Here is a 15,059-nt window from a genome sequence, read left to right on the forward strand (position 1 = left end):
TGTCACACCGCCCGGAGGGAGCGGAACCTGTAGGAGCAAGCTTGCTCGCGAAAAACCTCAACGATAACGCGTGCCTTCTGGATCAACGCGGCGCCTTTGAGTTCTTCGCGAGTAAGGGCTAGGCGCCCCCCTCGCGCCTACAAAAAGCCTTAACTGATCGGCATTAGCCTGAAGGGGTGCTAATCAGCGGTGGGTAAAAAACTTGTGGCTTGGCCTCCGGCGGTCTGCAGCGGATACACCGATTCCCAGCCGCCGCCCAGCGCCTTGTACAAGCCGACCATGGCCAGGGACACGTCAGTCGAGCTTGCCACCCACTGTTCCTGAGTCGCCAGCAACGCACTCTGCACGGTGAGCACGTTGACGAAATCCACCACGCCTTCAACGTACTGCTGCTGGGCGGTGACCAAGGCGATCCGGTTCTGGCGCACAGCCTCGGCGAGGCTGTCGCGCCGCAGTTGGCTGGCGTTATAGCGGGACAGTTGATCGTCGATTTCATGCCAGGCCCGCAGCACTGTTTGCTGGTAGGCCAGGGCGGTTTCCTGTTGCTGGGCTTCGCGCAGATCAAGCATGCCCTGCAAGCGTCCACCATTAAAGATCGGCAGGCTCAATTGCGGGCCGAAAGCAAAGGTACGCGAGCCCCAGGAACCGAAGTCCGACAACTGCATGGCCTGGGACCCAAGATTGCCTGTCAGCGTGATACGCGGGTAGAAATCAGCCTTGGCCACGCCGACGCTGGCGGTGGCCGCATGTAGGCGCGCTGCGGCCTGGCGAATGTCGGGACGACGCTCAGCCAGTTGCGACGGCAAGCCGATAGCCACCTGGCGCCGAGTCTGGGGAACGGCGGCATCCTTGGACAGTTGTGCATGCAGCGCTTGCGGCGCCTGCCCCATCAACAGGCTCAAGGCGTTGATCAATCGGTCCTGGCGTTGCTGCAAATCCGGCAAGCGCGCTTCGATGGTGGCCACTTGAGCGGCGGCTTCGGCCACGTCCAGATAAGTGGCCACACCATCGGCCAGGCGCAGTTTCGAGAGCTTCAGGCTATGGCGCGCGACGTCCAGGTTTTGCTCGGTGACGGACCGGGTATTCTGCACACCACGCAGCTGGATATAGTCCTGAGCGGTCTCGGCCAGCACCGACAACAGCACGGCGCGACGATCATTTTCGGCCACTTGCAAGGTGGCGTCGGCAGCTTCGGTTTGACGTTTTACCCGGCCCCAGAAGTCCAGCTCCCAAGACGCGGAAAACCCGGCGTCCCACAGGTTGAAGGCCGAGCGACCGTTGTGCCCGGACGGATCATTCAGGCCCTTGGCACTGTTGCGTTTGCGCCCGTAGTCAGCGCCGGCATCAACGTTCGGGTAACGCTCGGCGGTGGTCACCTGGCGCACGGCGCGGCTTTGTTGCAGGCGACTGCTGGCCAGTTTCAGGTCAAGGTTGTCGTTCAAAGCGCGGCGTACCAGCGCCGACAATTGCTCATCGTGAAACACGTCCCACCAACGCTGTTCAAGAGGCTCGTTAACGGCTCGACTGGCAGCCTGCCGACCTTGGGGCGTAGACCATTGCGTGAGCTGCGGCGCCGACGGCTGCTGGAAATCCGGGCCAAGGGTACAAGCGCCCAGGCTGCACAGGCTCAACGTGAGCAGAACAAACCGTCTCATTGCTCGGCCACCTCGCGTGGCAGCGTTGCCGGTTGGGTATCGACAGTGACTTCCACCGACATGCCAACCCGCAAACGTTCGGCCAGCGCCTGGCCGGGCTCCAGAACGATCTTCACCGGTACACGCTGCACCACCTTGGTGAAGTTGCCGGTGGCGTTGTCCGGTTTGATCGAGGCGAAGGTCACACCGGTCGCCGGCGCCAGGCTTTCGAGGCGACCGTTGAGCACCTTGCCGTCAAGGCTGTCGATGCGCACTTCAACGGCCTGCCCGGCGCGCATGTGCGACAGTTGGGTTTCCTGAAAATTGGCCACCACGTACGCATCGGCCAACGGCACCACGGCGAGGAGTCTGCTGCCGGGCGTGACAAAGGCGCCCACGCGCACGGCACGCTCACCGACCATGCCGTCGACCGGTGCGACGATGCGCGTATAGGAGAGTTGGTAGCTGGCCATTTCCAGTGCAGCCTGGGCACGTTTCAAGCCACCTTCGGCGGCATCGCGTTGGGCGCTGAGGATTTCCACTTGCTTGCGTTCGGCCGCCAATACAGCGGTGGCATGGGCCAGGCCCGCAGTGGCCTGGTCGATGCGGGTCTTGGCTTGCTGGGCATTCTGTACCGTACCGGCGCCGACACCGGCGAGGTGGTTGTAGCGGCTCAGTTCGTGCTGGGCGAAAGCCATTTCGGCACGATCCGCGGCCACCTTCGCCTGGGCCTGGGCGATCACCGAGCTTTGGCGTTCCAACGTTGCCACGGCATTTTTCAACTGTGCTTGCGCCACCAGTGTTTCAGCATCGGCGGCCTCGGCGGCGGCACGCAAGTCGCGATCGTCAATCAGCGCCAGTAACTGCCCGGCCTTGACGCGCTGGTTGTCCTCCACCAGCACCTCCTTGATAAACCCGGTCACCCGCGGCGCCACCAGGGTGTAGTCGGCCGCGACAAAAGCATCATTGGTGGTCTGGCGTTTGCTGCCAAACATTCCCGGTGCCAGCAGGTACACCAACACGCCCACCGCGAATACGCTGATGGCGGCCACGGCAATCTGGTCTTTACGTTTCATAAGCATCCTTTGTTCAGTCAAGACGGCGCACGGGGTGGATAGATCCGCGTCGGCATCCAGAAAATCAGCAGGATCAACACCACCGCGACAGCCGCCATGACGTAATAGAGATCCGAAGAGGTCAGCACCACGGCTTGCTGGTGCAGCCGATGGGCAAGTGCCGGGGCGTCTCTGTCCGCCAGCGGTGAGTTGCCCAGGGCATCCACCAGCATCAACGAGTGGAAATGCAGACGGTGGGTGGTCAGTGCCTCGATTACGCCGGTGGCGACCACGGCGGCCAAGCCTTTGACGGTATTGAACCAGGCCGAGGCGAATGGCCCGTCCGCTGGCACGATGCTGCCGGTGGAAAGCATCAGCAGCGGCAACACCGCCATCGGTTGCCCGAAGATTTGCAGCAGTTGCAGCGCATAGAAATCATCGCGAATCCACGCTGATGTCAGTTGCGCGCCGCCGACACAGGACAGCACCAGCATGCTCAGGCCAATCCCCAATACCCAGCGGCAATCGACCCAGCGCAGGTTGCACAGCGCGGCCACCAGCGGCAGCGCGATCAACTGCGGCAGCGCCATGACCAGCATCACCGGTGCGGTCTGCAATGGCCGGTAGCCCTGGACCTGTGCCAGGTAATTGGAGGGGATGAGGATGACCGCGAGCAACACCACCAATACCCCGGCCAACACGATCAAGGCGAACGCCAGATTGCGCAGCCCGAGCATCTGCAATTTGAAAAACGGCATCGGGTGGAACCATTCATTGAGCATGAACAGCACCAGCAACAGCGTCCCGCCGCACAGCAATGTGGTGATCAGCGACGACTCGAACCAATCCAGGCGATTGCCCTGCAACAGACCGATTACCAGCATGCAGATCGCCGGAAATCCCAGCAGCAGGCCGCGCCAGTTAAATTGCTTGAAGCGTTCCAGGCGCAGCGGATCCTGGGGCAAGCCGTAGGCCACGGCGACCATGGCCAGCAGGCACGGCGCAACGATTTGCCAGAACGCCCATTGCCAGCCGACATACTCGGTCCACAACGCGGCCAGCGGCGTACCGAGGCTGGGCCCGAAGGTGGCGGTCAGGGCATAGCCGGCCAGGCCGTACAATTTCACATTGGCGGGCAGGAAACGCAGGGCCACGGTCATCAGCATCGGTGGCAAGGCGCCGCCCGCCAGACCTTGCACAGTGCGCAGCAACAACAGGCTTTGATAGTTCGGGGCGAAGGGACACAGCACGCCCAACACGGTAAACAGGCCAATGGCCCACAAGGTGAAACGACGCAGGGACAAGGTCACCGCGCACCACGGCGCGAAAGCCATGGCCGCCACGGACGTCGCGGTATACGCGGCCACCAGCCAGGTGCCTTCGTCAAAGCCGATGCACAACGCGCCGCGAATGTCGGCGAGGGCGACCTTGGTCACCATGTCGTTGAGGCCCGAGACCAGCACCGCGAGCAACACACCGACCAGGCCGACAATGATGCGCGGGCCGAATACCGGCGGGCTGATGGCGTTGGGTTTGGCTGCGGCCAAGGGGGCAGCGAGGGAAGTCATGGATGCAGCTCGGAAAAAGAATACCCGAGCAGTTTAATAAGGCATAGACATGACGAAAACTGACTTATTGGCAGGTTATAAGTGCATCAGGCGCAATGATCAGAGCAACACTTTGTAGGAGCGAGCTTGCTCGCGAAGAACTCAAGGACGCCGCGTCTAACCAGGCAGCGCGCGTTATCGTTGACGTTTTTCGCGAGCAAGAGCTAGGCGCCCCCCTCGCTCCTACACGGGTTTGCTTAGGTGTCATACGGGCTGCGCTTCGCGCCAGGTGGCTTCGCAGCTCTCGCGCACGGTTTCACGCAACCATTTGTGGGCCGGGTCCTTGTCGAAGCGTGGATGCCAGGCCTGGGTCAATACCAGGGTTGGCAGGGAGATCGGCAAGGCAAAGGCGCGCAGCGGTAACTTCAGGCGTTTGGCGCTGTACAACGCTTCCTTGGGCACCGGCAGGATCAGGTCGGAATCAGGCAGCATGAACATCGCACCGTGAAACCCAGGTGCAATCATCGCCACGCGGCGCTCCAGGCCCTGGGCGTTGAGGGCGGTATCGATCGGGCCGCGGGCGATGCCTCGGCGCGAGATGCTGATATGCGAGTAGCTGGCAAATCGCGCGGCGGTGATTTCTTCATCGAACAGCGGATGCCCTTCCCTGGCCAGGCCAACGAAGGTGGTGGAAAACAGATTCTGCACCTTCACTTCCGGGGTAATCGGCATGGTGTTGCCCACCCGCAGGTCGAGTCGACCTTCGCGCAACGCTTCATCATCGCTGTCGCCTTCCGGGACAAAGCGCAGTTCGCAATGGGGCGCCATGCGTTCCATGGTGTCGAACAGGCGGCCACCATACACGCCGACAAAAAAGTCATTGGCGCGCACGCTGAAGCGCCGGCGCAAGGTGCTCAGGTCCACTTCGTCCGCCGAGCGAAACAGCAGCGCCGCCTGCTCCACTACATTGCGCACCTGCCCCTGTAACTCGAGGGCCTTGGGTGTCGGCACCAGGCCGCGACCGGCGCGCACCAGGATCGGATCGCCAACCGCCTCGCGGATGCGCGTCAGCGTGCGGCTCATGGCGGCGGGGCTCAGGTTCATCCGCCGGGCGGCACCCACGACGCTGCCTTCATCAAGCAAGGCGTCGAGGGCGACCAGCAGGTTCATATCCGGTAATTGCATGCCAAGCACTCGTGAACAGTGTGGAGTACACCGAACGCAATCGTAGCAGGCTTTACAGGTAGCGCTTCAGATTAGCCGGAAGGAAGTCGGCATAGGCCGCTCTAGGGTTGGCCTGGCATTTTCGGACGATTCTCGGCAGCTCTTTTTCCAACTTATCCGCCCTTTCCAGACCTTCGATGTAGTCGCTTTTACCGCTCAACGCCGGGAACATTACCGCCACGCGGGTGATGGCAAAGCTCTTCATGTCGATCAATGCGCGGGTCGGATGGTCGTGACGGAACTGGCTGACTTCTTCGTTCAACTTGCTGCAAGACTGATAAGTCGTTTGGGTGAACGTCAGTTGAACCGTCTCAGTTCTTCCCAGTTCGGGGGTAAAAACCATGTCGTTTTGCGCCTTGATCACCGCAGGCCGGTCGGCACTCGCTGTCCAGGGCTTGAAGCGCCATAGTTTTGCCGCTTCCACGGCGGCATTGCCAAAGGCCGGCTTGGTGGCGCTGAGCGCTTTCACATCGCTGACCGAACCGTCACTGTGAATATTGAGGCTGATCCGCGCATGGCCTGAGGTCGTTGTCAGGGTTTTGGGATAGACCGGCTTGGGCATGGAAACCGCTTCTGGCGCGGATCCAGCAAAAACCGATGTCGACAAAGTCAATGCCGTCGCCAAGACAAAAAACCGCATCATCGTAAATCCTTTTACCGGCCATGCCTGACGCCGGGTCGGCGTCAGGTTCGACCGCCATTATCGAACTCGTAACGATCGAAGGGCAATCATTCTTGTTTATCGCTGCATGCCCCAGCGCTTCACCGTAAGGCGCTCCAGGGTGTCGAACACCAGGTTTTCGACTAGCAGGCCGATCAGGATCACCACCGCCAAACCGGCGAAAACTTTGTCGGTATAAAGCTCGTTGCGATTCTGGAAGATGTACCAGCCCAAGCCACCCTTGCCGCTGGTAGCGCCAAATACCAGTTCGGCGGCAATCAACGTACGCCAGGCAAACGCCCAGCCGATTTTCAGGCCGGCAAGGATCGACGGCAACGCGGCAGGAATCAGGATGAACAACACAAAGCGCATGCCCTTCAGACCGTAGTTGCGGCCGGCCATGCGCAGGGTTTCCGAGACACCAAGAAAACCCGAATAAGTGTTCAGCGCCAAGGCCCACAACACCGAGTGCACCAATACGAAAATCAGGCTGTTCTGTCCCAGGCCAAACCACAGCAATGCCAACGGCAGCAGGGCTATCGCCGGCAGCGGATTGAACATTGAGGTCAGTGTGCTCAACAGGTCGCGGCCCAACTGCGTCGACACCGCCAAGGTGGTCAGGGCAAACGCCAGGACAATGCCAATCAGATAGCCCTTGAGCAGCACCACCAGCGAGATGCTGACTTTGCTCAGCAATTCGTCACTGGCGATGCCTTCGTAGAAGGCGTGAAAGGTCTGCAGGAAACTTGGCAATAACAGATCGTTATTTTGATACCGCGCCGCGGCCTCCCACAGGAGGGCGAGCACGATCAGAATCAGGCCCTTGCGCAGCCAGCCTTGTTGCCAAAGGCGCTGACGCAACGGCAACACGCGCTCTACGGGAACACCGGGGAGCGTTGCAGGGTGATTTCATATTCCTGGCGCATGGGCCAATCCTTTAATAAGCGATGCGGATATCGGCGAAATCCAGCTCGGTTTCAGCGTGCGGCGTTTCATCGAACAACAGCCGATGAATGCGTCGCACCGAGGCTTGGAATGCCACACCGCCAAGGCTGTGCAGGTCGTACTGATGACTGTGAATTTCTGCACGTACCCGACCTGGATGCGGCGACAGCAACAGGATGCGATTGCCCACCACCAGCGCTTCTTCAATGGAGTGCGTGACGAACAGCAGCGTGAAGCGAACTTCTTCCCAGAGCCGCAGCAGCTCTTCCTGCATCTTGCGCCGGGTCAGTGCATCAAGGGCGGCGAAAGGTTCGTCCATCAGCAGGATCTTTGGCTGCATGGCCAACGCTCGGGCAATGGCCACGCGGGCTTTCATGCCGCCGGACAAGGTGTGAGGATAGGCATCGGCAAAGGCGCTGAGGCCAACCTTGTCGAGGTAATACAGCGCCCGCTCTTCAGCTTCCCGTCGCTTGAGGGTTTTGGAAGCCAGCAACGGGAACATCACGTTCTGTTTCACGGTTTTCCACGGGGGCAGTTGGTCGAACTCCTGGAACACCACGATGCGATCAGCACCCGGTTGCTCGACCTTTTGCCCCAACAGGCGGATCTCGCCTTCGCAGGGCGTGATAAAACCGGCCACCGCCTTGAGCAAGGTGGATTTACCGCAGCCCGAAGGCCCCAATAATACAAAACGGTCCGCCGGATCGACGTCGAAACTGACTTGATGAGTCGCCCGCACCACACGCTCGGGGGTACGGTACTCAAGGCTGACACGGTCCACCGAGAGCAGCGCGTCGGTGGTGCTCAGGTTGCTGGCCACGTGGCCTTGCAAGGGTGCGTTCATCTCAGCTTCCTTGCAGCGGCTTGGCATCCTGGAAGAAATAGTCCTTCCACGATTCGGGTTTGTGCTTGATTGCTCCGACGCGGTGGAGGAACTCCGCCAGCGGGTACGTGTTTTTCGGCGTAATGCTGAACTCGAACTGCGGGTTGTCGATGATTTTCAGCAGCTCGGCACGATCGATCTTGGCCTTGGTTACGCGGATATAGGTGTCGGCGGCTGCGCCCTTGTCGTTCTGGGTAAACTGCGCAGCTTCGGTCAAGGCGTCGACAAAGGCCTTATAGGTTTTCGGGTTGTCGTTGCGAAATTTTTCGGTGGCAAACAGCACGGTCGGCGAGTTCGCACCCAACAGGTCGTAGGTGTTGAGCACCACGTGCACGTTCGGGTTAGCCAGGGCCTGGTCCTGGAACGGCGGATTAGAGAAGTGCCCGGTCAATTCGGTGCCACCAGCAATCAACGCCGCCGTAGCGTCCGGGTGGGGGACAGCAACGGTGTACTTGTCGAGTCGGTTGAATTCCTTGTCGCCCCATTGTTTGGCGGCGGCGTATTGCAGGAAGCGTGACTGCACGGAAACACCCACGGCGGGCACGGCAATCCGGTCTTTCTCGGTAAAGTCAGCGATCGTCTTGACCTTGGGATTGTTGCTTACCAGGTAGTAGGGAAAGTTGCCCAGGGAAGCCACAGCTTTGACGTTCTGCTTACCATAGGTGCGATCCCAAATCGTCAGCAATGGGCCGACGCCTGCCCCGGCGATATCGATAGAGCCCGAGAGCAGCGCGTCATTGACTGCCGCGCCGCCGGACAGTTGGGTCCAATCGACTTTGATGTCGAGGCCTTCCTGTTTGCCGTATTTCTCGATCAGGTTCTGATCACGCACCACATTGAGCAGCAGGTAGACGATGCCGAACTGTTCGGCGATGCGTATCTCACCTTCGGCCTGGGCCGCCGCCGGTGCGATCAAACCACCGACCAACAGGCTGACACCCAGGCCAACGGACGCGGCCAATCGTGCAAAAGGGGTTTTCCTGGACATGCTCATACTCCGAGTCAGAAGGGCGCGTCGCCCTGGATGGTGGTGCGAAACAGCTTGCGGCGCAGGTGGCTGGGGCAGCCGGCCGCCAGGTGGATCAGCGAGCGGTTATCCCAGAACACCAGGTCGTGGGGCTGCCATGAATGGCGGTAGACGTTTTCCGGTAACACGCTGTGGGCGTAGAGCTGGGTGAGCAGATCGCGACTCTCGTCTTCCGGCAGGCCGACGATGCGCGTGGTGAAGCCCTCGCTGACGAACAGTGCCTGACGACCGTTTTCCGGATGGGTGCGTACGATGGGGTGCACCACCTCTGCCACCTGCGCCAACTGCTCAGGGGTCAGTGTTGGACGCCAGTTGCCTGCGAATTTGCTTTCGCTGTAACGCGCGGTGTAAGAATGCGCGGCCCTGCGGCCTTCAACGGCTTTGCGCAAGTGCCCGGGCAATTGGTCCCAGGCTTTGTGCATGTCGGCGAACAGTGTGTCGCCACCTTCGGACGGCAGCTCCTGGGCGTGGAGCATGGAACCCAGGCTGGGCAGTTCTTTATACGACAGGTCTGAATGCCAGAATTTTCCCGCATCGCCCAGGCCGATCGACTGGCCCTTCTCGATGATGTTGGAAACGATGAGGATTTCCGGGTGATTGGCCAGCAGGAACTGCTTGAGCACGTGGATCTGCAACACCCCGAAGCGACGACTGAAGGCGATTTGTTGTTCGGGGGTAATGTGCTGGTCACGAAACACCACGACATGGTGATCCAGGTGCGCGCGATGAATCCGGGCGAAGTCCTGGCCGTTGACCGGGCGAGACAAATCCAGGCCAATGATCTCGGCGCCTACGCTGCCGGGGAATGGGCGGATGTCGAAGGTTTGGGTTGCGGGAAAAGCGGCTGTGACGGTGGACATGGAATCACTCCCTGGCAGTCAGGAGAGTGACTTTATAGATATAAGAATTAGAATTTAAATACCGTTAGAGAATAACGATAGGGTGTTTTGGAATTCAAGGCTGGGAATTGTGGTGAGGTTGAGGGCCCTATCGCGAGCAGCCCGCTCCCACACTGGATCGGTGTACACGCTCAAAATGTGGGAGCGGGCTTGCTCGCGATGAGGCCCGCCCAGACACTGAAAATCAGCGCTCGTGCAGCGCCTCGGCGCGGGCCTTGATGATGGGCTTGAGCAGGTAGCTGAGGATGGTTTTCTTGCCGGTGATAATGTCCACCGAAGCGACCATGCCCGGGATGATCAGCAGGGGTTTTTCGTCCGTGCCCAAATGGCTGCGGTCGGTGCGCAAAGTGATCATGTAGTAGGTGGTTTTCTTGTCTTCGTCGGTAATGGTATCGGCACCGATGCGCTCGAGCTTGGCTTTCAGGCCGCCGTAGATGGTGTAGTCGTAGGCAGTGAACTTGACCATCGCTTCCTGCCCGGGGTGCAGGAAGGCAATGTCTTGCGGGCGGATCTTGGCTTCCACCAGCAAGGTGTCATCCAGGGGCACGATTTCCACCATGTCGCTGCCAGGCTGGATCACACCGCCGATGGTGTTGACCAGCAACTGTTTCACGATCCCGCGTACCGGCGAGGTAACCAGGGTCCGGCTCACACGGTCTTCCAACGCTTTGCCGGTAGCCTGGGCCTTGTTCAGGTCGGTGCGCGCTTCATTGAGTTCGGTCAGGGCCTCACTGCGGTATTTGCCACGGGTTTCGTCGATCTTGCGTTGCACTTCCTTGATCGCCGACTGCGCGCGCGGGATCGCCAGCGTGGTGGCATCCAGTTGCCCGCGGGTCTCTATTTCCGCACGTTTGAGACGCAGCACTTCCACCGGCGACACCGCGCCCTGGGCGACCAGCGGTTCGGACATGTTGATTTCCTGACGCTGCAACGACAGTTGGTTGCGGTACTGACTCTGCTTGGAGGTGTATTCGCGCAGTTCCTGTTCGCGTTGCGTCAGTTGCTCTTGCAGGCCACCGATTTCGTCCTTGAACTGCTGGCGACGGCTTTCGTACAACGATTGCTCGCTCACGGCCTGCTTTGGCGCGGCGACGCGCACGTCCTCGGGAATGTTCAGCGGCCGGTCTTCGACCTGGGCACTCAAACGCTCGATGCGCAGCAGCAAGGACAAGCGCTGGGCCTCGCTTTCCCCGGCATTGGAGACAAACCGGGTGTCGTCCAGACGAATCAGCGGCGCACCGGCCTCGACGATCTGCCCTTCCTTGACGTACAGCTCGGCGACGATACCGCCTTCAAGGTTCTGGATCTTCTGCAGTTTGGAGGAAGGAATGGCCTTGCCATCGCCTCGGGTCACCTCGTCAATCTCGGCGAAGCCGGACCACAGCAACATGCACAGGAAAAAACCGATAATCCCCCAGATGGTCAGACGCACCACGCGGGGAGCGTCTTCGATCAGGGCTTTCTTGACCTCCGGCAGTGGCTGGCCATCCAGCGAATCGGAACCAATGAAATAGCGACGGACCGCATCCTTGAATTTACGCAACACTGATCTGCCCCTTCTTCAACGCATCCATCACCACGGCTTTCGGACCATCCGCGAGGATTTGCCCTCGGTCGATCACCAACAAACGGTCCACCAGGGAGAGCAACGACGCGCGGTGTGTCACCAGCACCACGGTCTTGTTTTCCACAACGGATTGCAGGCGCTGTTTCAAGCGTTCTTCACCGGTGTTGTCCATGGCGCTGGTGGGTTCATCCAGCAACAGAATGGGTGGATTGAGCAGCAGGGCGCGAGCCAAGGCGACGTTTTGCCGCTGGCCGCCGGAGAGGTTTTGGCCACGCTCGCCCACTTGCAGTTCGTAGCCTTGCGGATGCAGCCGGGCAAACTCATGCACGCCCGCCAGTTCAGCGGCTTGCAGCACCAGTTCGTCTTCGACGTAGCGGGCGCCGGAGACCAGATTGTCCCTCAGGGTGCCGGCCAGTAACTGGATGTCTTGCGGCACATAGCCGACGTTATGGCGCAGTTCGCTGACGTCGATCTGGCGAATATCCACACCGTCCACCAGCAAGGCGCCGGAGTCTGGCTGGTAGAGGCCGACGATCAGTTTGGCCAGGGAGCTCTTGCCCGAACCGCTACGGCCGATGATGCCGATTTTCTCCCCGGGCTTGATCACCAGGTTGATATTCCTGAGCGCCATGTTCTGCTGGTTGGGGTACGTAAAGTTCAAGCCTCGGCACTCGATGGCGCCTTGCAGGGTGCGACGACTCAGGGGACGCTCTTCGAAGTTGCGCTCCTGAGGCAGCTCCATCATCTGGTCGGTGGAGACCATGGTGACCTTGGCCTGCTGGTAACGGGTCATCAGGCCCGACAATGACGCCAGCGGGCTGAGCGCACGACCGCTGAGCATGTAGCAGGCAATCAGGCCGCCCATGCTGAGGTTGCCGTCAATGATCTGGTAGACGCCGAAGACGATCATGATCACACCGGCGAGTTGCTGGATCAGCAAGGTGATATTCATCGACAGCCCGGAGAGCATCTTCACCCGCAACTCAAGACGGCTGAGGGTACCGATGGTTTGTTCCCACTGGTATTGGCGCTCGCTCTCAGCGTTGTTGACCTTGACCGCATCCAGCCCGGCCAGGGTTTCAATCAGGCTCGACTGGCGCTCGGAAGCCAAGGCCATGGTCCGCTCCATGGTCGCAACCAGCGGCTTTTGCAACAGGTAACCGATGCCCAGGGCAATCGGGAAGGCCAACATCGGGATCCACACCAAGTGCCCGCCGAGCAGGGCGATCACCAGGAAAATCAGCAGGGTGAACGGCAGGTCAATCAGGCTGGTCAAGGTCAGGGACGCGAGAAAATCGCGCAGGCTTTGAAACTCGTGGATGTTCTGGGCGAAGCTGCCGACTCGCGCCGGGCGGTACTTCATCGACATGCCGACAATACGCTCGAACAGCGTCGCCGAAATGATCAGGTCGGTTTTCTTGCCGGCCAGGTCCAGGCACAAACTGCGCAGGCTTTTGAGGATCAGGTCGAAGGTGTAGGCGATGAAAATACCGGTGGCCAGTACCCACAGGGTCGCAATGGCTTGGTTCGGCACCACGCGGTCGTAGACGTTCATTACGAACAACGGCGCAGCCATGGCGATGATGTTGATCAGGAAACTGGCGGCGATGGCGTCGGCGTACAACCAGCGCGAACGCTTGAGGGTATCGCGAAACCAGGAACGGGCACGCGGAATCAGGGTGCCGTGGCTGACGTCGAACTTGTGTTGGGGTTGAGCAAAGAACACTTTGCCGGTGTAGTCATCGGCCAGCGCCTGGCGCTTGACGATGGTTTCGCCGCCATCGCTTTCGCTGAGCAGCACCTGCGCTTCGTCTTCACCCTGCCAACCGAGCAGCACGGCGGTGCGACCCTCTTTGAGCAACAGCAGCGCCGGCATGGCAATGGCGGGAATTGCATCCAGCTTGCGTTGCAACAGACGCCCCTGCAAACCGGCCCGAGCCGCGGCACGGGCCAACAAATCGGCGCTCAGACGCTGGGATGGCAATGGCAGGCCGGTGGTCAGCATCGCTGCACTGGCGGGTTTCTGGTGCAAGGCACAAAGCGCTAACAACCCATCAAGTAACGGGTCATCGTGCAACGTGCGTGGATCATGACTGAGATGAACTCGACTGACTTCTGATTCCACGCGGGCACTCTCAACTAACTGATGGGACTATAAGGAATAGCTCAATTCATCCCAGGCAGTTGAACTTTCGGCTTCACATCGTTCTGTACAACGGAGGCCATTGGTGCGACCACTCCCTGGCTCTTGAGCAACTCGCCCATGGTCGCCTTGATTCGATACTGAGTAAATAACTGAACGTTTTTTATCTCTTCCAGACGACGCGCCGCGGTGAACAATTCGTTTTCGCTGTCGAGCAAGTCGAGCAGCGTGCGCTCGCCGAGGCTGAATTGTTTCTGATAGGCCGTACGCACGCTGGTGCTGTGATCGACGTATTGCTGGGCGATCGGCACTTGGGCATTGGCGTTGTTCAAGGCGTTCCAGGCCAGGCCCAGCTCTTCATTCAACTGGCGCAGGGCGTTGTTGCGGATATCCAAAGCCTGATTAGACTGATAGGACTTGGACTCGAGATCGGCCTTGTTGCTGCCGCCGGCAAACAGATTGAAGCGCATGCGCACCATGGCTTCCCAGCCGTTGCTGTGGGAAGGCTCGCCACCGACGTTGTTGTCGGCATTAGTACCCAGTTCGGCATCAAAGCGTGGGTAGAACGAGGATTTGGCGGCCTCGTACTGTTGTTCGGCAGCGACGATATCGGATTCGGCCGAGCGCAGGATCGGGCTGTTGTCGAGCATCTGGCGACGCGCTTCGTTCAGATCGGCGGGCAGCATGGCCATGAAGGTCGGCGGGCGTTCCAACTGGTCGGGCATCTGGCCAACGGCGCTGAGATAGTTGGTCTCGGCGTCAGCCAGGTTGGTTTGTTCGGTGATCAGGTTGTTACGGGCCTGGGCCAGACGCGCTTCGGCCTGGTCCAGGTCGGCGCCGCTGCCCACACCGCGCTGGGTGCGCAGCTTGATCTGGTCGTAAATGCGTTCGTGATTACGCAGATTATCTTCAGCCAGGCGCACGAACTCACGACGGGTCAGGACTTCCAAGTAAACCTGGGCGACGGTCAGGGCAGTACGCTCGGAAGTACCAAGCAACGAGTAGGCACGGGCATTGACGGTGGCTTGTTGACGCCCTACTTCACTGGAGGTGGCAAAACCGTCAAAAATCATTTGCTGCAGCCGCAAGCTCGACTCACCACGATTCAGCGTGTCCCAGTGATCGGAACCGCCGATGGCGCGGGTGGTGGAGTTATCAGTGCCTGCACGCCCATAACCGGCCAACACATCCACACGAGGCAGGTAACCGCCGCGAGCTGCCTTCAACTGGTAGTCGGCGGCCAGACGGCTGTTCACGCCTGCCTGAATTTCCGGGTGCACGTCCAACGCTTGCTGCATGGCCTGCGGCAACGTCTGGGCCTGTACGAAACTGGCGGCGAGAGCGAACGGTATTGCCTTTAGAAGGTGTAGACGCATTTAGGAATTCCCCAGGACATCTTGTCTCAAGTCACCGCGGATCGTGCCGCAGCGGCGGAAAATGGCAACCTTATGGACCGTACGTCGGAAAGTTCAAA

At 60.0% G+C, this 15,059-nt stretch carries 11 protein-coding genes and 1 pseudogene; all 12 read right to left on the reverse strand.

The features are described from left to right. Positions 1-179: 179 nt before the first annotated feature. Complete coding sequence (locus BLU75_RS22030; RefSeq protein WP_084381630.1) at positions 180-1,655, reverse strand: efflux transporter outer membrane subunit; 1,476 nt, start codon at positions 1,653-1,655, stop codon at positions 180-182. Next, a complete protein-coding gene (locus BLU75_RS22035) occupies positions 1,652-2,710 on the reverse strand; it encodes an HlyD family secretion protein (protein ID WP_084381629.1) in 1,059 nt (352 codons plus the stop codon). Before BLU75_RS22035 ends, BLU75_RS22030 begins: the two co-directional genes overlap by 4 nt. A 17-nt stretch (positions 2,711-2,727) precedes the next feature. Beyond that, positions 2,728-4,257, reverse strand: coding sequence for an MFS transporter (locus tag BLU75_RS22040; protein ID WP_084381628.1), 1,530 nt, complete (start codon positions 4,255-4,257; stop codon positions 2,728-2,730). 243 nt (positions 4,258-4,500) lie between these two features. Continuing rightward, positions 4,501-5,421 carry a LysR family transcriptional regulator gene (locus BLU75_RS22045; protein WP_084381627.1) on the reverse strand — a complete coding sequence of 307 codons (921 nt, stop codon included), beginning with the start codon at positions 5,419-5,421 and terminating at the stop codon, positions 4,501-4,503. Positions 5,422-5,473: 52 nt separating this feature from the next. Then, positions 5,474-6,022: an energy transducer TonB gene (locus BLU75_RS22050; protein WP_169716222.1), complete on the reverse strand. Its 549-nt coding sequence runs from the start codon at positions 6,020-6,022 to the stop codon at positions 5,474-5,476. Between the two features lie 177 nt (positions 6,023-6,199). Further along, a pseudogene (locus tag BLU75_RS22055) lies at positions 6,200-7,047 on the reverse strand (ABC transporter permease). An 11-nt stretch (positions 7,048-7,058) separates the two neighbouring features. Next, a complete protein-coding gene (locus BLU75_RS22060) occupies positions 7,059-7,910 on the reverse strand; it encodes an ABC transporter ATP-binding protein (protein WP_084381626.1) in 852 nt (283 codons plus the stop codon). 1 nt (position 7,911) lies between these two features. Continuing rightward, on the reverse strand, positions 7,912-8,937 hold the full coding sequence (locus BLU75_RS22065; protein ID WP_084381625.1) for an ABC transporter substrate-binding protein: 1,026 nt from the start codon (positions 8,935-8,937) through the stop codon (positions 7,912-7,914). 14 nt (positions 8,938-8,951) lie between these two features. Then, entirely contained in the window at positions 8,952-9,836 is an 885-nt protein-coding gene (locus BLU75_RS22070) for a TauD/TfdA dioxygenase family protein (protein ID WP_084381624.1), read from the reverse strand. 223 nt (positions 9,837-10,059) lie between these two features. Then, entirely contained in the window at positions 10,060-11,421 is a 1,362-nt protein-coding gene (locus tag BLU75_RS22075; protein ID WP_084381623.1) for an HlyD family type I secretion periplasmic adaptor subunit, read from the reverse strand. Next, the gene (locus tag BLU75_RS22080) at positions 11,411-13,567 is read right to left on the reverse strand and encodes a type I secretion system permease/ATPase (protein ID WP_084381622.1); all 2,157 of its coding nucleotides are present in this window, start codon (positions 13,565-13,567) and stop codon (positions 11,411-11,413) included. The genes BLU75_RS22075 and BLU75_RS22080 overlap by 11 nt, the downstream gene beginning before the upstream one ends. A 41-nt stretch (positions 13,568-13,608) precedes the next feature. After that, positions 13,609-14,961, reverse strand: coding sequence for a TolC family outer membrane protein (locus BLU75_RS22085; RefSeq protein WP_084381621.1), 1,353 nt, complete (start codon positions 14,959-14,961; stop codon positions 13,609-13,611). Positions 14,962-15,059: the final 98 nt, after the last annotated feature.

Source organism: Pseudomonas mucidolens, from assembly GCF_900106045.1.
Taxonomy (GTDB): domain Bacteria; phylum Pseudomonadota; class Gammaproteobacteria; order Pseudomonadales; family Pseudomonadaceae; genus Aquipseudomonas; species Aquipseudomonas mucidolens.

Excerpts from the sequence above, each read along its gene's own strand:
- BLU75_RS22085 (WP_084381621.1), bottom strand. The coding sequence starts at position 14,961 with ATGCGTCTACACCTTCTAAAGGCAATACCGTTCGCTCTCGCCGCCAGT.
- BLU75_RS22065 (WP_084381625.1), bottom strand. The coding sequence starts at position 8,937 with ATGTCCAGGAAAACCCCTTTTGCACGATTGGCCGCGTCCGTTGGCCTG.
- BLU75_RS22050 (WP_169716222.1), bottom strand. The coding sequence starts at position 6,022 with ATGCCCAAGCCGGTCTATCCCAAAACCCTGACAACGACCTCAGGCCAT.
- BLU75_RS22035 (WP_084381629.1), bottom strand. The coding sequence starts at position 2,710 with ATGAAACGTAAAGACCAGATTGCCGTGGCCGCCATCAGCGTATTCGCG.
- BLU75_RS22045 (WP_084381627.1), bottom strand. The coding sequence starts at position 5,421 with ATGCAATTACCGGATATGAACCTGCTGGTCGCCCTCGACGCCTTGCTT.
- BLU75_RS22060 (WP_084381626.1), bottom strand. The coding sequence starts at position 7,910 with ATGAACGCACCCTTGCAAGGCCACGTGGCCAGCAACCTGAGCACCACC.
- BLU75_RS22040 (WP_084381628.1), bottom strand. The coding sequence starts at position 4,257 with ATGACTTCCCTCGCTGCCCCCTTGGCCGCAGCCAAACCCAACGCCATC.
- BLU75_RS22030 (WP_084381630.1), bottom strand. The coding sequence starts at position 1,655 with ATGAGACGGTTTGTTCTGCTCACGTTGAGCCTGTGCAGCCTGGGCGCT.
- BLU75_RS22070 (WP_084381624.1), bottom strand. The coding sequence starts at position 9,836 with ATGTCCACCGTCACAGCCGCTTTTCCCGCAACCCAAACCTTCGACATC.